The 21,198-nt window shown below is 67.8% G+C and carries 21 protein-coding genes and 1 pseudogene; 11 read left to right on the top strand and 11 right to left on the bottom strand.

Annotated elements, in window-relative coordinates; all coding sequences use genetic code 11:
- Positions 1–196 (bottom strand): annotated as a pseudogene (locus A5694_RS22830) (DoxX family membrane protein); the annotation flags it as partial.
- Between the two features lie 69 nt (positions 197–265).
- Between A5694_RS22830 and A5694_RS25335 the strand changes: the two are divergent.
- Positions 266–442, top strand: a complete 177-nt coding sequence (locus A5694_RS25335; protein WP_428844286.1) for a hypothetical protein — start codon at positions 266–268, stop codon at positions 440–442.
- A gap of 20 nt (positions 443–462) precedes the next feature.
- Here the strand turns inward: A5694_RS25335 and A5694_RS17975 are convergent, their stop codons facing one another.
- On the bottom strand, positions 463–801 hold the full coding sequence (locus A5694_RS17975) for a PH domain-containing protein (RefSeq protein WP_064923656.1): 339 nt from the start codon (positions 799–801) through the stop codon (positions 463–465).
- A 155-nt stretch (positions 802–956) separates the two neighbouring features.
- Here A5694_RS17975 and A5694_RS17970 point away from each other — a divergent pair, with 155 nt between their 5' ends.
- From A5694_RS17970 to A5694_RS17945, 6 genes are all read left to right on the top strand, one after another.
- Entirely contained in the window at positions 957–1,586 is a 630-nt protein-coding gene (locus A5694_RS17970) for a TetR/AcrR family transcriptional regulator (protein ID WP_064923646.1), read from the top strand.
- 9 nt (positions 1,587–1,595) lie between these two features.
- Positions 1,596–2,453, top strand: a complete 858-nt coding sequence (locus A5694_RS17965) for a metal-dependent hydrolase (RefSeq protein ID WP_064923644.1) — start codon at positions 1,596–1,598, stop codon at positions 2,451–2,453.
- Between the two features lie 207 nt (positions 2,454–2,660).
- Complete coding sequence (locus A5694_RS17960) at positions 2,661–4,526, top strand: acetolactate synthase large subunit (RefSeq protein WP_064923642.1); 1,866 nt, start codon at positions 2,661–2,663, stop codon at positions 4,524–4,526.
- Positions 4,526–5,038: an acetolactate synthase small subunit gene (gene ilvN / locus A5694_RS17955; protein WP_064923640.1), complete on the top strand. Its 513-nt coding sequence runs from the start codon at positions 4,526–4,528 to the stop codon at positions 5,036–5,038. Before A5694_RS17960 ends, ilvN begins: the two co-directional genes overlap by 1 nt.
- Before the next feature lie 61 nt (positions 5,039–5,099).
- Positions 5,100–6,101 (top strand): ketol-acid reductoisomerase, encoded by a 1,002-nt coding sequence (gene ilvC / locus A5694_RS17950; RefSeq protein WP_185746655.1) that lies wholly within the window; start codon positions 5,100–5,102, stop codon positions 6,099–6,101.
- A gap of 78 nt (positions 6,102–6,179) precedes the next feature.
- Positions 6,180–7,634, top strand: coding sequence for a biotin carboxylase (locus A5694_RS17945; protein ID WP_064923636.1), 1,455 nt, complete (start codon positions 6,180–6,182; stop codon positions 7,632–7,634).
- Between the two features lie 81 nt (positions 7,635–7,715).
- Here A5694_RS17945 and A5694_RS17940 read toward each other — a convergent pair whose 3' ends face one another.
- Complete coding sequence (locus A5694_RS17940) at positions 7,716–9,368, bottom strand: hypothetical protein (protein WP_064923634.1); 1,653 nt, start codon at positions 9,366–9,368, stop codon at positions 7,716–7,718.
- Between the two features lie 262 nt (positions 9,369–9,630).
- Here A5694_RS17940 and serA point away from each other — a divergent pair, with 262 nt between their 5' ends.
- Positions 9,631–11,217: a phosphoglycerate dehydrogenase gene (gene serA, locus A5694_RS17935; protein WP_064923654.1), complete on the top strand. Its 1,587-nt coding sequence runs from the start codon at positions 9,631–9,633 to the stop codon at positions 11,215–11,217.
- Positions 11,214–12,230, top strand: coding sequence for a 3-isopropylmalate dehydrogenase (locus A5694_RS17930; protein WP_064923632.1), 1,017 nt, complete (start codon positions 11,214–11,216; stop codon positions 12,228–12,230). Before serA ends, A5694_RS17930 begins: the two co-directional genes overlap by 4 nt.
- On the opposite strand, the gene A5694_RS17925 is transcribed toward A5694_RS17930, so the two are convergent.
- Genes A5694_RS17925 through A5694_RS17910 form a run of 4 tightly spaced genes read right to left on the bottom strand, consistent with a single transcriptional unit; the run spans position 12,227 to position 15,574 of the window.
- Entirely contained in the window at positions 12,227–13,414 is a 1,188-nt protein-coding gene (locus tag A5694_RS17925) for an MFS transporter (RefSeq protein WP_064923630.1), read from the bottom strand. The two genes, A5694_RS17930 and A5694_RS17925, sit on opposite strands and share 4 nt — an antisense overlap.
- Complete coding sequence (locus tag A5694_RS17920; RefSeq protein ID WP_064923628.1) at positions 13,411–14,094, bottom strand: GntR family transcriptional regulator; 684 nt, start codon at positions 14,092–14,094, stop codon at positions 13,411–13,413. The genes A5694_RS17925 and A5694_RS17920 overlap by 4 nt, the downstream gene beginning before the upstream one ends.
- Positions 14,091–14,810 (bottom strand): maleate cis-trans isomerase family protein, encoded by a 720-nt coding sequence (locus A5694_RS17915; protein ID WP_064923626.1) that lies wholly within the window; start codon positions 14,808–14,810, stop codon positions 14,091–14,093. Before A5694_RS17915 ends, A5694_RS17920 begins: the two co-directional genes overlap by 4 nt.
- The gene (locus tag A5694_RS17910; RefSeq protein ID WP_064923624.1) at positions 14,807–15,574 is read right to left on the bottom strand and encodes a maleate cis-trans isomerase family protein; all 768 of its coding nucleotides are present in this window, start codon (positions 15,572–15,574) and stop codon (positions 14,807–14,809) included. The genes A5694_RS17915 and A5694_RS17910 overlap by 4 nt, the downstream gene beginning before the upstream one ends.
- Before the next feature lie 81 nt (positions 15,575–15,655).
- Between A5694_RS17910 and A5694_RS17905 the strand changes: the two genes are divergently transcribed.
- Both A5694_RS17905 and A5694_RS17900 read left to right on the top strand, forming a co-directional pair.
- Positions 15,656–16,636 (top strand): D-2-hydroxyacid dehydrogenase, encoded by a 981-nt coding sequence (locus tag A5694_RS17905; RefSeq protein ID WP_064923622.1) that lies wholly within the window; start codon positions 15,656–15,658, stop codon positions 16,634–16,636.
- Positions 16,637–16,648: 12 nt separating this feature from the next.
- A complete protein-coding gene (locus A5694_RS17900) occupies positions 16,649–18,022 on the top strand; it encodes an amidase (RefSeq protein ID WP_064923620.1) in 1,374 nt (457 codons plus the stop codon).
- 14 nt (positions 18,023–18,036) lie between these two features.
- Here the strand turns inward: A5694_RS17900 and A5694_RS17895 are convergent, their stop codons facing one another.
- From A5694_RS17895 to ectB, 4 genes are read right to left on the bottom strand one after another with little or no spacing between them, the layout of a single operon-like run.
- Positions 18,037–18,528, bottom strand: a complete 492-nt coding sequence (locus tag A5694_RS17895) for a DUF3830 family protein (RefSeq protein ID WP_064923618.1) — start codon at positions 18,526–18,528, stop codon at positions 18,037–18,039.
- 10 nt (positions 18,529–18,538) lie between these two features.
- A complete protein-coding gene (thpD, locus tag A5694_RS17890; protein WP_064923616.1) occupies positions 18,539–19,429 on the bottom strand; it encodes an ectoine hydroxylase in 891 nt (296 codons plus the stop codon).
- Positions 19,429–19,833, bottom strand: coding sequence for an ectoine synthase (locus A5694_RS17885; RefSeq protein WP_064923614.1), 405 nt, complete (start codon positions 19,831–19,833; stop codon positions 19,429–19,431). Before A5694_RS17885 ends, thpD begins: the two co-directional genes overlap by 1 nt.
- Positions 19,830–21,107 (bottom strand): diaminobutyrate--2-oxoglutarate transaminase, encoded by a 1,278-nt coding sequence (ectB, locus tag A5694_RS17880; protein ID WP_064923612.1) that lies wholly within the window; start codon positions 21,105–21,107, stop codon positions 19,830–19,832. The genes A5694_RS17885 and ectB overlap by 4 nt, the downstream gene beginning before the upstream one ends.
- Positions 21,108–21,198 lie beyond the last annotated feature (91 nt).

Here is a 21,198-nt window from a genome sequence, read left to right as displayed (position 1 = left end):
GGTGGTACTCGTGGCCGTCCGGCAGGAAGAAGTCGAAGCGCCCTTGGCTCTGCGCCGACACGCCGGCGAGCACGCCGTTGATCAGATACGCCAGTGCGCCGGCAGCGGCCAGCGGGGTGAACAGTCCGAGCACCAGCAGCAGCCCCGCGGCGATCTGCCCGCCGCCGGCGGCGTAGGTCAGGATGTCGGCGTGCTCGCCGGCGTGTCGGCGCAGAGCCAAGGGCGCTTCGACTTCTTCCTGCCGGACGGCCACGAGTACCACCTCATGCTCATTGTGGTGGCGGTGGCGATCGTGCTGGTCGGGCCCGGCCGGTACGGGCTCGACGGTGACCGCGGCTGGGCCCGGCGCCCGTTCATCGGATCAGTTGCGGCGCTGCTGCTCGGAATCGCCGGCGGCGCGGCGATGTGGGTGTTCCTCAACGGAGCCAACCCACTCGGCTGACCGGCGCATAAAGCTGCTGATCAGCGATACGGGTTGGGTACCCGCCCACCGCTGGCTTCGGTGAGCAGCGGCAAAGTCGCGAAGCTGACCGCCGGCAGGCGCAGTTGCTCACCGTTGTGCAGGTGCGCGCGCGCCCAGGATCCCCGGCTGAACCCCAGTCCTGCGATGGCGTCCCATTTGACCGAGCGGCTGCCGAGCAGCGTGCGCACCGTGATCTGCTGCGCGTCGGCGACCGTCCGCCACCGCACGATCAGCGCCGAGAGCAGCACCGGCAGTACCAGCAGCGGCGCGGTCAGTGGCCAGGTCAGCACCGGAATGAGCAGACCCAGCGCCAGGAAGCCGACGGCGAAGTGTGCCATCGGCGAAACGCGGATGACCAGCGGCGCCGGATCGGGGGAGTGGGAGGCCACCCTCGCATGATGTCACCGCCGGTACCGGCGCGCGCGGACCGGCAGCCTCCGGACCGCGCAGAAAAAATATTGACTACTTATTTTAAGTGGGGCAGGATGGGCCCATGGCGCCCACCAGAGCCCGCCGCACTCAGGCCGAGCGGACCGCGGAGACCCGCCGGGCCCTGCTGGACGCGACGCTCGACGCACTGGTCGAGGTCGGCTTCAAGGGCACCACGACCACCGAGGTCGCCCGGCGCGCCGGGGTGTCGGTGGGGGCGCTGCAAGGTCATTTCCCGACGAAGATCGGGCTGCTGACCGCTGCCATCGAATTCGCGCTGAACCGCCGCATCGAGGAGTTCGAGGTCTTGATGGCCGGGCTGGATCCCTGCGCCGATAAGCTGGACGAGGCCTTTGACCTGCTGTGGTCGATGTTTTCCGGCCCGGCTTTTACCGCAACGCACGAACTGTGGGTGGCGGCTCGCACCGATCCGGACCTGGCGCCGGCGGTCATTGACACCGATCGGCAGTTCGCCGAAGCCTGCGAGCGGGTCTACGCCCAACTGCTGGCCCCGGCCGGTGGCGCCACGCCGCACTCGCGCATCGGCCTGCAGATGGCGTTCGCGCTGATGAACGGTCTGGCGATGTCGCGCTCGATCGACGGCTATGAACCGTTGGCCGCCAACGACATCCTCGACACCTTCAAGGCGCTGGCCCGACCGCTGGTGGCCGACCCAGCAGACCAACAAACATAAGGGGACGTCATGACCGCCGACACGAACGGCCACCACCCCGCGGTCCGCCCGCGCCGTATCCGGTTCAACTACCCGGTCGCCTCGCTGGATCGGCACTACGTCGCCGGAGACCTGGTGATGAGCCACGTCATCGCCCACCTGTCGGCGGTGTTCCCCGAGGGCGAGGACTTCTTCGTGCGCTCGGTGCGCCACTTCGCCGACCAGATCACCGACCCGGAACTGAAGGAACGGGTGAAAGGCTTTATCGGCCAAGAGGTTTCGCATGGCCGCGAGCATCGCGAGCTCAACGATCGGCTGGCCCAGATGGGCTACCCCACCGCCCGCGTGGATCGGATGGTCCGTCGGCAGCTGAAGTTCGTCGAGCGGCGATTGTCGCCGCTGACCTGCCTGGCCATGACCGCGGCCGACGAGCATTTCACCGCGGTGTTCGCCGAGACCCTGCTCAGCGATGAACGCGCCCAGGCCCTGCTCGGGGACTCCGAGGTGCGGTCGATGCTGCTGTGGCACGCCGTCGAGGAATCCGAGCACCGGTCGGTTGCCTTTGACGTTTACCGGGCGGTCGGCGGCAGCGAGAAGCGGCGCATCCGGGTGATGCGGGTCATCCGGCTCACCTTCCCGCTGAGCGTCGTCATCTACTCGCTGATCTCGCTGTTCTCTGACCGCGCTGCCTATCACCCGGTGCGGCTCGTCCGCAGCTTTGCCGCACTGCGGCATTCGCCGTTTCTGACCCGTGCGGTGTTCCGCCGGCTCGGTGACTACACCAGGTACGGGTTCCATCCCGACGACCATGACAACACCGCGCTGTTGGCGCACTGGACGACAGCGCTCTTCGGCGAGCAGGGATCGCTTGTCGACCACCTGCATTGAGCACCCCAATGGACTCATTTGACGCCCGGTCGGTCCAGCGACTACCGTCATCCGCTATGGACAACGGCATGCTCGTAGTAGCCCCCTGCGCGTTGGTTGTTGCCTGAGCTTTCAACCACCAACGCGCAACCCTCGTGCAGCAGCTGAGCTGGCGGGGGTTTTTTGTTGCCACCAGTCCAGATCATCAGAGGAATTGAAGAGGAAACCGTGAGCGCACCCACCACGCGACCGCCGCAGCGGTCGGCCGCAACCGACGGGCCGCAGCCGGCCAACGGGGCTCCTTCCGCCGACAAGGCCCGGACCGCAGCCAAGCGCGTCGCCCCCGAGCAGATGACCGGCGCCCAGTCGGTGATCCGCTCGCTGGAGGAGCTCGACGTCGACGTCATCTTCGGCATCCCGGGTGGCGCGGTGCTGCCGGTCTATGACCCGCTGTTCGACTCGAAGAAGCTGCGCCACGTGCTGGTTCGCCACGAGCAGGGGGCCGGGCACGCCGCCAGCGGTTACGCGCACGCCACCGGGCGGGTGGGGGTGTGCATGGCCACCTCGGGTCCTGGTGCCACCAACCTGGTCACCCCGCTGGCCGACGCACAGATGGACTCCATCCCGGTGGTGGCCATCACCGGGCAGGTCGGCCGTCAGCTGATCGGCACCGACGCCTTCCAAGAGGCCGACATCTCCGGCATCACCATGCCGATCACCAAGCACAACTTCCTGGTTCGCAACGGCGACGACATTCCCCGGGTGATCGCCGAGGCGTTCCACATCGCGGCAAGCGGACGGCCTGGAGCAGTTCTGGTCGATATCCCCAAGGACATTCTGCAGGGTCAGTGCACCTTCGCCTGGCCGCCGAAACTGGACCTGCCCGGCTACAAGCCCACCACCAAACCGCACAACCGGCAGATCCGCGAGGCCGCCAAGCTGATCGCCGCGGCGCGCCGGCCGGTGCTCTACGTCGGCGGTGGGGTGATCCGCGGCGAGGCGTGCGCACAGCTGGCGGAGCTGGCCGAGCTGACCGGCATCCCGGTGGTCACCACCTTGATGGCCCGCGGCGCCTTCCCGGACAGTCACCGCCAGCACCTGGGCATGCCCGGCATGCACGGCACCGTCGCGGCGGTTGCCGGCCTGCAGCGTTCGGATCTGCTGATCACCCTGGGCGCCCGCTTCGATGACCGGGTCACCGGCCAGCTGGACTCGTTCGCCCCGGACGCCAAGGTGATTCACGCCGACATCGACCCGGCGGAGATCGGCAAGAACCGGCACGCCGATGTGCCGATCGTGGGCGACGTCAAGGCCGTCATCACCGAGCTGATCGGCGCCCTGCGTCACGAGAAGCTGTCGCTGGATCTGGCCGAGTGGTGGTCCTACCTCGACGACGTGCGTGCCACCTACCCACTGAGCTACGGGCCGCAGAGCGACGGCAGCCTGTCCCCGGAGTATGTGATCGAGACGCTGGGCCGCATCGCCGGTCCCGATGCGGTGTATGTCGCCGGTGTGGGCCAGCACCAGATGTGGGCCGCGCAGTTCGTCCACTACGAAAAGCCGCGCACCTGGCTGAATTCCGGCGGCTTGGGCACCATGGGCTTCGCGATCCCGGCGGCGATGGGCGCCAAGGCGGGCCGCCCGGACGCCGAGGTGTGGGCGATCGACGGCGACGGCTGTTTTCAGATGACCAACCAGGAACTGGCCACCTGCGCCATCGAAGGCATGCCGATCAAGGTCGCGCTGATCAACAACGGCAACCTGGGCATGGTGCGCCAGTGGCAGACCCTGTTCTACGGGGAGCGCTACTCGCAGACCGACCTGGCCACCCACTCGCACCGCATTCCCGACTTCGTGATGCTGGCCGAGGCGCTGGGTTGCGTCGGATTGCGTTGCGAGCGAGAGGAAGACGTCGAAGACGTGATCAACCAGGCGCGGGCGATCACCGACCGCCCGGTGGTGATCGACTTCCATGTCGGCGCGGACGCACAGGTGTGGCCGATGGTGGCCGCCGGCACCAGCAACGACGAGATCCAGGCCGCTCGCGGTATCCGGCCGCTGTTCGACGACGCCGACAACGAGGGGCACGCCTGATGGCCGCAGAATGGAAGACTCACACCCTGTCGGTGCTGGTCGAGGACAAGCCGGGTGTGCTGGCGCGGGTGGCGGCGCTGTTCTCCCGGCGCGGCTTCAACATCGAGTCGCTGGCCGTCGGCGCCACCGAGACCAAGAACATGTCGCGGATGACGATCGTCGTCTCGGTGGAGGACACCCCGCTGGAGCAGATCACCAAGCAGCTCAACAAGCTGATCAACGTCATCAAGATCGTCGAGCAGGAGGACGACAACTCGGTCTCCCGTGAGATCGCGCTGATCAAAGTCCGCGCCGACGCGACGACCCGCGGCCAGATCGTCGAGGCGGTGAACCTGTTCCGCGCCAGGGTGATCGACGTCTCGCCGGAGTCGCTGATCGTCGAGGCCACCGGCACCCCGGCCAAGTTCGAGGCGCTGCTGCGGGTGCTGGAGCCCTACGGTATCCGCGAGATCGTCCAATCGGGTCTCGTATCGTTGTCCCGCGGTCCGCGCGGCATCGGCACGGCTAAGTAACAACCCGCAAATACTTCATCGAAGAACGAACAGAAAGAAGTGACACAAAGTGGCAGTTGAGATGTTCTACGACGACGACGCCGACCTGTCGATCATCCAGGGCCGCAAGGTCGGCGTGATCGGCTACGGCAGCCAGGGGCACGCGCACTCGCTGAGCCTGCGCGACTCCGGCGTGCAGGTGAAGGTCGGCCTCAAGGAAGGCTCCAAGTCGCGGGCCAAGGTTACCGAGCAGGGCCTGGAGGTCGACACCCCGGCCGAGGTCGCCAAGTGGGCCGACGTGATCATGCTGCTGGCGCCCGACACCGCGCAGGCCGAGATCTTCACAAACGACATCGAGCCCAACCTGAAGGCCGGTGACGCGCTGTTCTTCGGCCACGGCCTCAACATCCACTTCGGGCTGATCAAGCCGGCTGATGACATCACCGTCGGGATGGTCGCGCCCAAGGGGCCGGGCCACCTGGTGCGCCGTCAGTTCGTCGACGGCAAGGGCGTGCCCTCGCTGATCGCGGTCGCCCAGGACCCGCGCGGTGAAGGGGAGGCGCTGGCGCTGTCGTACGCCAAGGGCATCGGCGGCACCCGGGCCGGCGTGATCAAGACCACCTTCAAGGAGGAGACCGAGACCGACCTGTTCGGTGAGCAGGCCGTATTGTGCGGCGGCACCGAGGAGTTGGTCAAGGCCGGCTTCGAGGTGATGGTCGAGGCCGGTTACGCCCCGGAGATGGCCTACTTCGAGGTGCTGCACGAGCTCAAGCTGATCGTCGACCTGATGTATGAGGGTGGCATCGCCCGGATGAACTACTCGGTTTCCGACACCGCGGAGTTCGGCGGCTACCTGTCCGGCCCGCGGGTGATCGACGCCGACACCAAGCAGCGGATGCGCGACATCCTCTCCGACATCCAGGACGGCACCTTCGTCAAGCGCCTGGTGGCCAACGTCGAGGGCGGCAACAAGGAACTCGAGGGGCTGCGCAAGGCCAACGCCGAGCACCCGATCGAGGTCACCGGCAAGAAGCTGCGCGACCTGATGAGCTGGGTGGACCGGCCCATCACCGAAACGGCCTAGTCAGTTCCAGATTGCAGCCACGCAGGCAATGTCCGAGAGGACGCCTGCGTGGCTTCAATTTCGGTGCAGACTTGTGGGATGGAACCGCGCCGTCGGCTGCACGGGCTCTCGGATATCCGCGCGTACTTTCACACCAACACCGTCCCGCTGTACTTCATATCGCCGACCCCGTTCAATCTGCTCGGCATCGACCGCTGGGTGCGCAACTTCTTCTACCTGACCTACTTCGACTCGTTCGAAGGCGAGCACCCGCGGGTGTTCGTCCCCCGGCGGCGCGACCGGATGGACTTCGACTCCATGCAGGACGTGTGCAATTACCTGCTGCGTGATCCGGAGACCCTCGAGTTCATCGCGCGCCAAGGGCCCGGCGGCAAGGCCTGCTTCGTGATGCTCGACGAGGCCACCCAGGCTCTGGCCCACGAAGTGGAGCTGGAGGTCATGCAGCCGGGATGGGAGCTGCGACATCGCCTGAGTTCCAAGATCGTCATGACGCGCCTGGCCCAGCAGGCGGGCGTGTCGAGCGTGCCCAATGTGATCGGACGGGCCGGTTCCTATGACGACCTGTTGACGCTGGCCCGCGGTGCCGGGCTGGGGGAGAACCTCGTCGTCCAGGCCGCCTACGGCGACGCCGGCACGACAACATATTTTCTGCGCGGCCAACGCGACTGGGACCGGCACGCCGAGGCGCTGGTCGGCCAGGAACTCAAGGTGATGAAGCGCATCCGCAATGTCGAGGTGTGCTTGGAGGGCGCGCTGACCCGGCACGGCACCGTGGTCGGACCGGCCATGACCAGCCTGGTCGGCTATTCAGAGCTGACCCCCTACAAGGGCGGGTGGTGCGGCAATGACGTGTGGCGTGGGGCGCTGACCCCGGCGCAGACGCACGCCGCGCGGGAGATGGTGCGCAAGCTCGGCGACTGCCTGGGCCGCGAGCGATACCGCGGCTACTTCGAGGTGGACCTGCTGCGCGACCTGGACTCCGACGAGCTGTATCTCGGCGAGGTGAATCCCCGCCTGAGCGGAGTGAGCCCGATGACGAACCTGACCACCGAGGCCTACGCCGACGTGCCGTTGTTCCTGTTCCATCTGCTCGAATACCTGGACGTGGATTACGAACTCGACGTCGACGAGCTCAACTCGCGCTGGGAGCGCGGCTACGGCGACAACGACGTCTGGGGCCAGCTGATGATCTGGGAGACCTCCTCGCACGTCGAGCTGCTGACCGCGACGCCACGTACCGGGATCTGGCGTCTCGACGACGACGGGCGGGTGTCGTTTGCCCGTCCGGCCAACGACTGGGCGTCGCTGATGGACGAGTCGGAGGCGTTCTACATGCGCATCGCCGCGCCCGGCGACGTGCGTTGCAAGGGCGCCGAACTCGGAGTGCTGGTCACCCGCGGGCACCTGCAGACCAAAGACTATCGGCTCACCGAGCGGTGCCGGCGCTGGGTGGCGGGCCTCAAGGCCCACTTCCGCTCGACCCGGCTGTCGCCGGGGGAGCCGACCGTGCCGCGGCTCGTCGCCCGGGCCTGACTCACGGCTTGCGCCATATAGGGAAAAAGAAAACCCCACCTGACAGCCGCGACAGGTGGGGTTTTCGGTCGGCCGCGGCCTTTAGGCGAAATCGCCCAAGTCGAGGCCGGCGAGGATGTCGCCCGGGTTGAAGACGGCGGTGGCGTCGAAGTTGCCGAACATCCAACTCAGGTCCATGTTGCCGAACGGCGTCACCAGGACATCGGAGATGGTCGCCGGACCGTCGCCGACACCGGGGATGGCCTGGTAGATGTTCGTCCAGCCGAACAGGTCGGTGATGGAGTACACCGTGCCGTCGGCGGGCAGGCCGGCGGTCACACCATCGGCGAACTCGCCGTCGGTGATGGTGAACTGGGTGGTCTCGATCATGCCGAACAGGTTCGCGACGTTCACCACTGTGTCAACCGAGCCGAGCAGGTTGCCGTCGGCGCCGTACACCTCGAGGTCCTGGGGCGCCAACGGCACGCCGGCAAGCTCGCCGCCACCGATCGCCAGCAACGGCGCAACACCGAACATCGGGTTGATGGCGGTGAAGCCGTCGTCGCCCGGGGTGAAGGTGATCCCGTTGATGGTGAAGGCGTTTTCGCCGAGGTTCCCGGCGCCGCCGTCGAGGCCGGTCAGCGCCGCCCCCGGGTCCAGGGGCTTGGTGGCGTCGAAGCCGGCGAACATCGAACTCAGGTCGGTCTTGCCCCACGGCGTCACCAAGGTGTCGGTGATGGTGGCTTTGCCGCCGTCGGCGCCGGGCACCGCGGTGTAGATGTTCTGGATGCCACCACCGAGGTTGACGACGGAGTAGACGGCGCCCTTGACCGGAAGGTCAGCGGCGTCGGCACCCTCGGCCAGTTTGCTGCTGGCGACGGTGAACTGGGTGGCTTCGATGCCCAGCAGGTTGAGGGTGTTGACGTTGGTCTTCACCGTCCCGGCCAGCTCGTCGCCGTCGTACACGTCGAAGTTCTGGGTGTACAGCGGGAGCTGGATGGTGCCGAGGACGGCCATGCCGCCGCCGAGGTTCATCAACGGCGCGATGCCGAAGAGCTCGTTGGCCTCTTTGAATCCGTCGGCCCCGGGGTCGAAGGTCACGCCGTCGATGGTGAAGGCGTTGTCGCTGGATTCGCCGGCGCCGCCGGCCAGGCCGGCGAAGGCATCGCCGGGGTTGAGCCCATGAGTGGCGTCATAGCCGCCGAAGAGCCAGTCCAGGTTCATGTTGCCCAGCGGCGTCACCAGCACGTCGGTGACAGTGCCGGGGCCGCCGTCGGCGCCCGGCGTGGCGATGTAGACGTTCTGGAAGCCGCCACCGAGGTCGGTGATGCTGTAGACCGTCCCGACGGCCGGGAGCCCCGCGGCGCCGGCACCGCCGTCGGCGTCGATGACCCGCAGCTGGACGGATTCGATGCCCAACAGGTTCTGCACGTTGACGTTGGTGTTGACGGTGCCCAGCTCGGTGCCGTCCTTGCCGTAGACATCGAACTCCTGGCGGGCAAGCCCGGAAGAGGTCAGCGCCTTACTGATCGACGCGCCGCCGATGCCCAACAGCGGCGAAAGCTGAGACAGCGGGCTGATCGGCGTGTATCCGTCGCCGCCCGGATCGAAGGTGAAGTCCCCGATGGTGAAGGCGTTGTCGGTGACGGTGCTACCGGTGCCAGTGTCGGCGACGGCAATGGCCGTCGTCAAAAATGCGCTGGTCAGCAGACCACCGCCAGCAGCGCCGGCGGCCCAAAGAATGCGACGGTGCATTCGGAACTCCTCTTCCGGGTCTTTTCAGAAAATTGAATACATTGCCTGGGTGCAACCTGAGCGAACGTAACATACCGACGAGTAACTTACAAGTGTTCTGAGAAAGTTGCGTCCGCGTCGAACATTCGCCCGCACGCTGCATCGCTACCGAGACGGACGGTTTCGCCCGGCTGGGCCAGGCCCATCGCCGCGCCTGTCTAATGGTGGGCGGCCCGCTGCGCCCGACTTCGTCGCGCTGGCGATGGCCCACTACGCTGGCCGGGTGACTCTGCCCGTGGTTTTGATCGCTGACAAACTCGCCCAATCCACCGTGGCCGCCCTGGGTGACCAGGTCGAGGTGCGCTGGGTCGACGGCCCGGACCGGGAGAAGCTGCTGGCGGCGGTACCGGATGCGGACGCCTTGCTGGTGCGCTCGGCCACCACCGTCGATGCCGAGGTGCTGGCGGCCGGCACCAAGCTCAAGATCGTGGCGCGTGCCGGGGTCGGCCTGGACAACGTCGACGTCGACGCCGCCACCGCGCGCGGAGTGCTGGTGGTCAACGCTCCGACGTCGAACATCCACAGCGCCGCCGAGCATGCGATCGCGCTGATGCTCGCCGCCGCCCGTCAGATCCCGGCTGCGGACGCCTCACTGCACAACCGCGAGTGGAAGCGCTCGTCGTTCTCCGGCACCGAGATCTTCGACCACACCGTCGGCGTGGTCGGCTTGGGCCGCATCGGCCAGCTTGTCGCCCAGCGCCTGGCCGCGTTCGGTGCGCATATCATCGCCTACGACCCCTACGTGTCGGCGGCTCGGGCCGCGCAGCTGGGCATCGAGCTGCTCAGCCTCGACGAGCTGCTGGCGCGCGCCGACTTCATCTCGGTGCACCTGCCGAAGACGCCCGAGACCGCGGGCCTGATCGGCAAGGAGGCGCTGGCGAAGACGAAGCCCGGGGTCATCATCGTCAACGCGGCCCGTGGCGGGTTGATCGACGAGGCGGCGCTGGCCGAGGCGATCACCAGCGGCCATGTCCGAGCCGCCGGACTGGACGTGTTCGCCACCGAACCGTGCACCGACTCCCCGTTGTTCGACCTGCCGCAGGTCGTGGTGACCCCGCACCTGGGCGCCTCGACCGCCGAGGCCCAGGACCGGGCCGGCACCGACGTCGCCAAGAGCGTAAAGCTGGCGCTGGCTGGGGAATTCGTGCCCGACGCGGTCAACGTCGGCGGTGGCGCGGTCAGTGAGGAAGTAGCGCCCTGGCTGGACCTGGTGCGCAAACTCGGGCTGTTGGCCGGTGCACTCTCCGACGGTCTGCCGGTGTCGCTGTCGGTGCAGGTGCGCGGTGAGCTGGCATCCGAAGACGTTGGAGTGCTGCGGCTTTCGGCCCTGCGTGGGCTCTTCTCGGCCGTCATCGAGGATCCGGTGACGTTCGTCAACGCGCCGGCGCTGGCTGCCGAGCGGGGAGTGGACGCCGAAATCGGCAGCGCCACCGAAAGTCCCAACCACCGTAGCGTCGTCGAGCTCAGGGCGGTGACCGCCGACGGGGCGGTCGTCACCGTGGCCGGCACCCTGTCCGGCCCGCATCAGGTGGAGAAGATCGTCGAGATCAACGGCCGGCACTTCGACTTGCGGGCCGAGGGTGTCAACCTGATCATCAACTACTCCGACCAGCCCGGCGCGCTGGGCAAGATCGGCACCCTGTTGGGTTCTGCCGGGATCAACATCCATGCCGCACAACTCTCCGAGGACGCCGAGGGGCCGGCGGCGACGATCCTGCTGCGGGTCGACCGCCAGGTGCCCGCAGATGTGTGCTCGGCGATCAGCGCGGCCGTCGGCGCCAACAAGATCGAGGAGGTTGACCTGGCATGAGCGTCAAACTCGCGGTCATCCCCGGCGACGGTATCGGCCCGGAGGTCATCACCGAAGCGGTGAAAGTGCTCGACGCGGTGCTGCCGGGTACGGAGAAGACCACCTACGACCTCGGGGCAAAGCGCTATCACGCCACCGGTGAGGTGCTGCCGGATTCGGTGCTCGACGAACTCCGCGGCCACGACGTGATCCTGCTCGGTGCGATCGGTGATCCCTCGGTGCCGTCGGGGGTGCTGGAGCGCGGTCTGTTGCTGCACGCCCGGTTCGCGCTGGACCACCACGTCAACCTGCGACCCAGCCGGCTCTACCCGGGGGTCGCCAGCCCGCTGGCCGATCCGCCCGCGATCGACTTCGTGGTGGTGCGTGAAGGCACCGAAGGGCCCTACACCGGCAACGGTGGCGCGCTTCGCGTCGGCACCGCGCATGAGGTCGCCACCGAGGTCAGCGTCAACACCGCGTTCGGCGTGGCCCGGGTGGTGCGGTTCGCGTTCGAGAAGGCCCGCGCGCGGCGCAAGCACCTGACCCTGGTGCACAAGAACAATGTGCTGACCTACGCCGGATCGCTGTGGACGCGCACGGTGGCCGAGATCGGCAAGGAGTACCCGGACGTCGAGACCGCCTATACCCACGTGGACGCCGCCACCATCTACCTGGTCAACGATCCCGGCCGGTTCGACGTGATCGTCAGCGACAACCTGTTCGGCGACATCATCACCGACCTGGCCGGCGCCGTGTGCGGTGGGATCGGGTTGGCGGCCAGCGGCAACATCGACGCCACCGGAACCAACCCGTCGATGTTCGAGCCGGTGCACGGCAGCGCCCCGGACATCGCCGGGCAGGGCGTCGCCGACCCGACTGCGGCGGTGATGTCGGTGGCCATGCTGCTGAGCCACATCGGCGAGCACGCTGCCGCGGCCCGGGTCGACAAGGCTGTCGAGCAGCACCTGGCCACCCGCGGCAGCCAGAAGCTGTCGACGGCCGCCACCGGCGACCGGATTCTGGGCCTGCTCTAGTCCGGATCGGCCGGCACGACCGGCAGCGCGGCCAGCGGGAACAGCGCGCAGACCGCGAACGCCACGGGGTAGCCGGCCACGCCGATCAGGGTGCCGAACAACGGTGGCGCCAGCCCGCCCGCGAAGTGTTGACTGGTGTTCTGGGCGCCCAAGGCCCGCCCACTCCAGAACGGGCCGGCGATCTCGGCGATCGCCGTGAAGGCCAATCCGTTGTCCGACACCGTGATCACCGACGCCACCACGATGAGCGCCACACTGATCGGCGATCCGGCCCAGGCGGTCACCGCCAGGGCCAGCATGGTCAGCGCAGCGGCGACGGCGATGGTGCGCACCGGCCGCAACCGGGACCCGACCCGGTCCGACCAGCGTCCGGCACCGATCCGGCCGGCTGCTCCCAGCAGTTGGCTGACGGTGACCAGGGCGCCGGCCGCGCCCGCCGACCAGCCCCGCTCGGACATCAGCCAGACCAGCATGAACGTCCACACCATCACCTGCGGCACCACCAGCAGCACCGACATCGCGTGGATCCGCCACAGCAGCGCCGAGCCGCGGTAGGGGTTGGCCAGGTGTTCGGCCGGTGCTTCGTCGCGCGGTGGACGGGGCGGGTCACTGACCCCCACGGCGCAGGCCAGCGCCGCCGCCGCGCACACCGCGGCCGGGAACAGCAGCGCCACGCCGATGCCGTGGTGTTCGGCCAGGCGCGGAATCACCAACGCGCCCAGTCCGACTCCCAAGGGCTGCGCGGTCTGTCGGATACCCATCGCCAGACCCCGCTGATGCGCGGGAAACCATCCCACCACCAGCCGGCCGCTGGCGGTGTTACTGCTGGCCGCGGCCATCCCGCCCAGCAGCAGGAATGCGCCGGTGGCGGTCAGCGAGCCCCCCGACGATGCGCTCGCCGCCCCGAATGTCGCCAGCGCGGTCAGCGCCGAGCCGGCCACCAGCACCAGCCGCTCACCGAGCCGGTCCACCAGGTAGCCCCAGGCGATCAGCGTCGCCACCAGGCCGAAACTCGGCAGCGACGACAGCAGCCCGGCCCGGGCGAGATCCAGCCCGCGGTCGCTGTGCAGAACGGGGATAAGAAACGCGACACCATTGATGAACACGTTGGCGCACATGGTCGCCGTCAGCGCCAAGCCCAGGATCGACCAGCGACGCGCGCTACCTATCGCGTCGGTCGTCATCTGGTGATCGTCGCACGCCGCGCCAGCAGCCGGCGGACCGCATCGTCCATGTGCTCCTCGATCAGCCGGACCGCGGCGGCCTCGTCGCCGGCGCCGATGGCCTTGCGCAACACCACATGTTCGGTGACCTGCTCGCGCAGGTCGGGGTAGGCCTCTTCCAGTTCGCCCAGCAGGATCCGGGTCTCCGACAACAGGGTGCGCATCGCCCGGTGCAGGCGAGGGCTGCCCGCGCACTCGACGAGCACCTCGTGGAACTCCTGGTCGGCATCGGCCGCCGCGGCCCCGTCGTGCCGGGCGGCGGCAACGCGCATGGCCTCCACCGGTGGGCGTAGTCGGGCGGCGGCAGCCCCGGGATCGCGGCGCAGCACCTCGCTCACGGCGGCCCGTTCAATGGTTTTGCGGGCCTGGTAGACATCGCGCACGTCGTCGTCGGTGAGTTCGACGACGAAGATGCCGCGGTTGCGTTCGCTGCGTAACAGGCCCTCGGCGACCAGCCGCTGCATCGCTTCGCGCAACGGACCGCGGGACACCTCGAACTGTGCGGCCAGGCTCGCCTCGCCGAGCTGCTGGCCCGGCGCCAGCCGGCCGCGGGTGATCGCCTCGCGCAGCCGCTCGGCGATCAACTCCGGCGTTGAGGGTCTGCTCAACGGCTCGAATGCTGCGTCTTGTGAAAGTGTCATCGGCCTTCCTCGAACAATGCGCCGAGTCCCGTTGCGTGCCGGGCTATCCCGGCGATGCGCAAACCCTCCCAAATCGTCACTGCGTTGGCGGTCAGCACCGGCTTGCCGAGCAGCCGCTCAAGCTCATCCACCTGGCCGATGGTGTGCATGGCGGTGTCGGGGATCAACAGCGCCTCCGCCCGGGCGGTGTCGTTGCGCAGCGCGAGGTCTCGGATCTGGGATCGGGTGAGGCGGCCGACCTCCGCTGCGGTGGGAATCCCGGCATCGCCCATCGCCTCGATGGTGATGCCGTGGGCGGCAATGAATCCCGCGAACAGCCCGGCGATGTCACGCGGATAGCTGGCGGCAACCGCAACGCGGCGGCAACCCAGTGCGGCCAGGGCGTGCACGAAGCCGAACGACGTGCTGGATGCGGGCACACCGGCTTCCGCCGCCAGCCGGTCGACCTGGTGCGCGGCGCCCTCGGGCCCGAACACGAAACTGCCTGAGGTGCAGGCCCAGACCACAGCGGCCGGTCGTTGCGGCGCCAGTAGCGCCGCGCCGTGGGCGAGCTTGGCCGGGCTGCCCAGATCCATCAGCTCCGCTACGGCGTGCAGGTCGGTGCCGTAGACGTGCGCGACGGGCAGATCCAGCTGCAGCAGCCGGGCGGCTTGGCCGTAATCGGCCTCCGCGGCATGTCCGGGGTAGATAAAGCCCACGCAGCGCACGCCGCTCATTGCGGGGCTCCGGTGAAGACGTCCCGCAGCCACCGGCCGGGGCCCATCATCGGTAGGTTCATCCGGCCCAGGCACGCCCACATCGTCAGTTGGTTCGCGGTCAGGATCGGCTTGCCGAGCATCTCCTCCAGCGGCGCGATGATGTCGTAGGTGCGTAAGTTGGTGCAGCTGACGAAGATCGCCTGGGCTTCGGGGCGGTCGGCGGCAATGATGCGCTCGGCCACGGTCCGGTAGTTGACCTTCCAGATGCCGCCGCCCAGGCCCAGGTGATCCGAGTGCAGCACCGCCACTCCGAGCTGGTTCAAGAACACCCGCAGCAGCTCGGTGAGCTCGGCATCGTAGGGAGTCAGCACACACACCCGGGAGATCTCCAGGGCGATGATCGCTTCGGCCAGTGCCCCCGAGGTGGTGACTGCAGCCTTGGCGCCCGCCGCCTCGATCGCGGCGACCAGGGTCTTCTCGTAGTCGACACCGTGGATGAAGCTGCCCGACGAGCACAGGTAGGCGACCACCTCGGGTTCGACGTGCAGCACGTCGCGGGTGGCGGCCTGTAAATGGTTGGTATCCGAGACCAGTTCGGCCATCGCCCGGCTCACCGGGACGGGTTCGTAATGGGTGCGCGCCAGGTGCAGCGCCACCTCGGCGGGGATCCAGCGCCACAGCTCACGCTCGATCGCCAGATCGAAGGGCGCGATGATGCCGACATCGCGCTGATCGACCGGCCCGTCGAAGTCCGGCAATTCCGGAAACAGGGACAGATCCATGGGTTTCCCCATACTGACGTTCCACCCCCAGGCGAGCCCTGGATTGTTGACAATCATACGATTTGTTTTTACCGTGTCAATGTGGACGCGCGTCCGGTGGTGACCGTCCAGCACGCTGAGTCGGTTCCCGCCCAACTCGATTCGATCGGCGCAGACGCGGAGCTGCGCATGGTCCCGTCGTCGCGGCTGGGCGAAGCGATCAGCGGCTGTGATGTGCTGTTCGTGTACGACTTCTCTTCTCCCGCACTGGAATCGGTGTGGCCGGCCGCCGGTGCGTTGCGCTGGGTCCAGGTCGCCGCGATCGGGGTGGACGCAGTCCTGTTCGACGACCTGATCGACAGCGACGTCGTGGTGACCAACTCCCGCGGGATCTTCGAAGAGCCCATCGCCGAATACGTGCTGGGCCAGATCCTGGCCTTCGCCAAGGACTTCCGGCGTTCGGAGGACGCTCAGCGTGCGCAGCGGTGGCAACACTTCGACACCGAGCCGATCGCCGGTGCGTCGGTCACCATCGTCGGCCCCGGGCCGGTGGGCCGGGCCATCGCGCGGCTACTGCGTGCGGTCGGTATGACGGTGTGCGGCGTCGGGCGCGCACCGCGCGAGGACCCTGACTTCGGCGCGATCACCACCGACTTGGCGGCCGCGGCCGCCGATGCCGACTATGTGGTGCTGGCTGCGCCACTGACGCCGCAGTCCCGGGGCATGGTCGACGCCGGCGTGCTGGCTGCCATGCGCCCGACCGCGCGGCTGATCAACGTCGGTCGCGGCGAGCTGGTGGACACCGACGCCCTGGTGTCGGCCCTGCAGACCGGCGCCCTGGCCGGTGCGGCGCTCGACGTGGTCGACCCCGAGCCGCTGCCGGCGGACCACCCGCTGTGGAGCGCTCCGGGTGTGCGATTGACCCCGCACCACAGTGGCGATATCACGGGTTGGCGAATCGCCTTGCAACAACAGTTCATCGCCAACTTCCGGCGGTACGTGTCCGGTCAGCCGCTGCACAACGTCGTCGACAAACGCCGCGGCTACGCGCCGTCACCGGCCACGCCGAGTGGAACCGGTTGAGGAGGCGCGCACATGACTCACCCCACCGATCTGACGGCGCTGCAACTGGTCGCGGCCTACACCTCCGGTGAACTGTCCCCGGTTGAAGCAACCGCGGCCGCGATCTCGGCGATCGCCGAGCGTGATGGCGACGTCAACGCCTTCTGCCTGGTCGATGAGCAGGCCGCATTGTCCGCGGCGCGCAAGTCCGAAGCGCGCTGGAGCGGCAACTACACCAAGGGTCTGCTCGACGGGGTGCCGGTCGCCGTCAAAGACGTGTTCCGGACCGCCGGATGGCCCACCTTGCGCGGTTCGCTGCTCGCCGACGCCGCCGGGCCGTGGCCGGACGACAGTCCGGCGGTCGGGAAGATGCGGGACGACGGGATGGTGCTGCTGGGTAAGACCACCACCCCGGAGTTGGCGTGGAAGGGCGTCACCGACAGCCCGCGGACCGGTGTCACCCGCAATCCGGTAGACATCACCCGCACCGCGGGCGGGTCGTCGGGCGGCAGCGCCGCCGCGGTCGCCTCCGGAATGGCGCCGTTGGCGATCGGCACCGACGGCGGGGGCAGCATCCGCATCCCGGCGAGTTTCTGCGGCGTCGTCGGGTTCAAGCCCACCCACGGGCGGGTCCCGATGTATCCGATCAGTCCGTTCGGGCCGCTGGCACACGCCGGGCCGATCACCCGGACCGTCGAAGACGCCGCCGTGCTGATGGACATCATCGCGTTGCCCGATCACCGCGACCCCACGTCGTTGCCGCCGACGCTGACGACCTACCGCGGCGAAGTCCGGCGGGAGGTGGTCGGTCTGGACGTCGCCTACTCGCCGACGCTGGGCTACGTCGACGTCGACCCGCAGATCGAGGCGACGGTAGCCGCGGCGGTGCAGGCGCTGGCCGACGCCGGGCTGAACGTCCTGGTCGCCGATCCCGGCTTCGCCGACCCCATCGATGCGTTCGAGGTGCTGTGGGCGACCGGGGCGGCCGGCAGCCTGCGCGGCCACGAGAAGGACCGCGGACTGGTCGATCCGGGCCTGGCCGAGATGTGGGAACGCGGCCTGGCGGTTTCAGCGGTCGACTATCTGGCCGCGCGTCAGGTCAGCGTCGACCTGGGACTGGTCATGGGGCGCTTCCATGAACGCCACAATCTGCTGATCACACCGACCACCCCGATCCCGGCCTTCACCGCCGGGCACGACGTGCCGATCGATTCGGGCCTGCGCTGGTGGGCTCAGTGGACGCCGTTCACCTACCCGTTCAACATGACTCAGCAACCGGCGCTGAGTATCCCGATCGGTACCACCGCCGAAGGCCTGCCGATCGGCATGCAGATCATCGGGCCGCGGCACAGCGACGATCTGGTGCTGGCAGCCGGGCTGTTCGCCGAGCGGGTACTGGGCTTCTAGACCGCGGGAGGGAACTAAGCTCGCGCGAACGCCAACTGTTCGCCCACCGCGCCGGCCATCCACAGGTCATTGCACGCGGCCGCCATCTCGGTCAAACCCTCTTCGATCGTCGCGAACACATTGCCGGGTACCCAGCCGACGTCGCCGTTGAGCAGCAGGTTGTTGCGGCCGTAGAAGATCGCCAGATCGGTCGCGCCCAGCGGTGAATTCCCTTGCTCCCCTTCGTCGTAACCGTAGGCGGGGTTGCCGATATCGCCGGCGTCGAAGCTGAAGAAGCAGACGTCGCCGGGGATCGGCGTCACCGTGGTGTTCTCCCGGCCCGGCGTGCCCAGCGGCGGCAACAGCGTGTAGACCTCATTGCGGGCGTACTTGCCGTGGTAGGCCTGGCCGGCCACCGGCAACGCATCCCAGACCAGGGCGCAGGTCCGGGGAGCCGCCTCCTCGAGCAGTCGCGCGCGGCATGACACACCACGGCTGGTCAGCGTGATGGACAGGAAACGTGCCACATCGACCGTTCTACACCGGGTCGAAGGTCCGGCTGGCGATGAAGGTCGGCCGCGGAGCCGCGGCGCCGAACGGCTCCACCAGGGTGTTCTCCACGCTGTTGTAGACGATGAAGACGTTCGAGCGCGGATACGGCGTGATGTTGCTGCTCGAACCGTGCATGCAATTGCTGTCGAAGAAGACCGCCGACCCCGCCGGGCCGGTGATCTGACGGATGCCGTGCTGGTCGGCCATCCACGTCAGGCTGTCGTCATCGGGTGTGCCGACCTCTTGTTGCTTCAGCGAGGAGCGGTAGTGATCCGGTGGGGTCTCGTCCGGGCATGAGACGAACCAGCGGTGCGAGCCCGGCATGATCATCAGCGAACCGTTGCTGTCCAGGTTCTCGGTGAGCGCCACCGAGACGCTGATCGCGCGCGGGGTGGGCATCCCGTCCTCGGCGTGCCAGGTCTCGAAGTCGGAGTGCCAGTAGAACTCCCGGCCGTTGAAGCCCGGCTTGAAATTGACCCGGCTCTGGTGCACGTACACCTCGGAGCCGAGCAACTGGCGGACCGGGCCGACCAGGCGCGGGTCGGCGACGAGCGCGGCGAACGCCGGACTGATCCGGTGCACCTCGAAGATCGACCGGATCTGCCCGCTGTCGCGTTCGCAGATCGAGCGCTCGTCGGCCGCCAGCACCGGGTCGGCGCGCAGGCGGTCGAGCTCGTTGCGCAGGTCGGCGACGACGTCGGCATCCACCAGCTGGTCGACGGCCAGGAATCCGTCGGCGTCGAACGCCTCGACGCTGGCGGCGGCCAGGGGCCCGCTGTTGGCCTCCGTTGCCCACACCACCGGGTCACGCCGCGGCTCGATGCCGATTGTGACGTTGTTGCGGGTGGGGTAGTGGTCGGTGACAGCGGTCGTCACTACGCGGTCTCCTGGGTTTCCTCGGTGAGCAGGGGGTAGGCGCCGGTCTCGTCATGCACCTCCTGACCGGTGACCGGCGGGTCGAATACGCACACCATGCGCAAGTCGGTGTGAGCCGTCACGCGGTGGTGTTCGTGCCCGTCGAGCAGGTACAGGGTGCCGTCGCGAAGTGGGTGCACCTCGCCGGTCTCCTCGTTGACCAGCTCGCCTTCGCCGCCGACGCAGTACACCGCCTCGACGTGGTTGGCGTACCACATCGAGGTTTCGGTACCGGCGTACAGGATGGTCTCGTGCATGGAGAACCGCTGCCCGTCCCGGGCCAGCAGCAGCCGCTGGCTGTTCCAGGTCTTGGCCTGCACGTCGCGGTCGGTGCCTTTGATTTCGGCAAGGGTACGGACGATCATCGATTGGCTCCTGAGGTAGTGCCGGCGAGTTCTCGGGTGGCGACGGCCTCGATCGACTGGGCGGCGATCGTCAGGCCTTCGGCCAGATCGTCGTCGTCGATAACCAACGGTGGCATCAGTTTTACCACCTCGCCTTCCGGTCCCGAGGTCTCCAACAGCAGCCCGCGAGCGAACGCCTCCTTCTGCACCGCACCGGCCAGCTCGGGTTGGTCGAACGCCACACCGCGGATCAGCCCGCGGCCGCGGGTCTCGACCCCCTCGAAGGGCTCGATCACTTCGCGCAGCGCCTGGTCGATCTGTTCGCCCTTGCGGATCACCTGCTTTTCCAGCAGGTTGTCGGTCCAGAAGTTCAGCGCTGCAGCGGCCGTCACGAACGACGGGTTCTGGCCGCGGAAGGTGCCGTTGTGCTCGCCGGGCTCCCACACGTCGAGCTCCGGCTTGAACAGCGTCATTGCCATCGGCAGCCCGTAGCCGCTGATGGACTTGGACATGCAGACGATGTCGGGCACGATGTCGGCCGCCTCGAAGCTGAAGAACGGCCCGGTGCGCCCGCAGCCCATCTGTACGTCGTCGACGATCAGCAGCAGGTCGTGCCGTTTGCAGAGTTCGGCCAGCCCGTGCAGCCACTCCAACCGCGCCACGTTGATGCCGCCTTCACCCTGCACCGTCTCGACGATCACCGCGGCGGGCTCGTTGAGGCCGCTGCCGCTGTCCTGTAGCAGGCGCTCGAACCAGATGAAGTCGGGGGTGACGCCGTCGAGGTAGTTGTCGTAGGGCATCGGGGTGGCGTGCACCAGCGGGATGCCGGCGCCGCCGCGTTTCATTGAATTGCCGGTGACGCTCAACGAGCCCAGCGTCATGCCGTGGAAGGCATTGGTGAAGCTGATGATGCTTTCCTTGCCGGTGACCTTGCGGGCCAGCTTCAGCGCCGACTCCACCGCGTTGGTTCCGGTGGGGCCGGGGAACTGGACCTTGTAGTCCAGCCCGCGCGGCTTGAGGATCACCTCGTTGAACCGCTCCAGGAACTCGCCCTTGGCCACGGTGTGCATGTCGAGGCTGTGCACCACCCGGTCCGAACTCAGGTACTCCAGCAGTGGCGCCCGCAGGTCCGGGTGATTATGGCCGTAGTTCAGCGCCCCCGCGCCGGCGAAGAAGTCCACGTATTCGTTGCCGTCGACGTCCCACATCCGGGAGCCTTTGGCCCGGTCGAACGTCACCGGCCACGACCGGCAATAACTCCGTACATCGGATTCAAGGGTTTCGAAAATACTCATGGTTTCCTCCGTCCGTCGGTCACATACAACGGAACGGAACGACAGGTCGACTTCCAACTCGTGCCGCGGGTGATCTCGGCTCGACCCACCA

Origin of the sequence: Mycolicibacter sinensis, from assembly GCF_001667945.1 — a bacterium.
GTDB classification, from domain to species: domain Bacteria; phylum Actinomycetota; class Actinomycetes; order Mycobacteriales; family Mycobacteriaceae; genus Mycobacterium; species Mycobacterium sinense_B.
The sequence above is the reverse complement of the archived record's forward strand: the minus strand, read 5'-3'. Positions and strand labels throughout refer to the sequence as shown.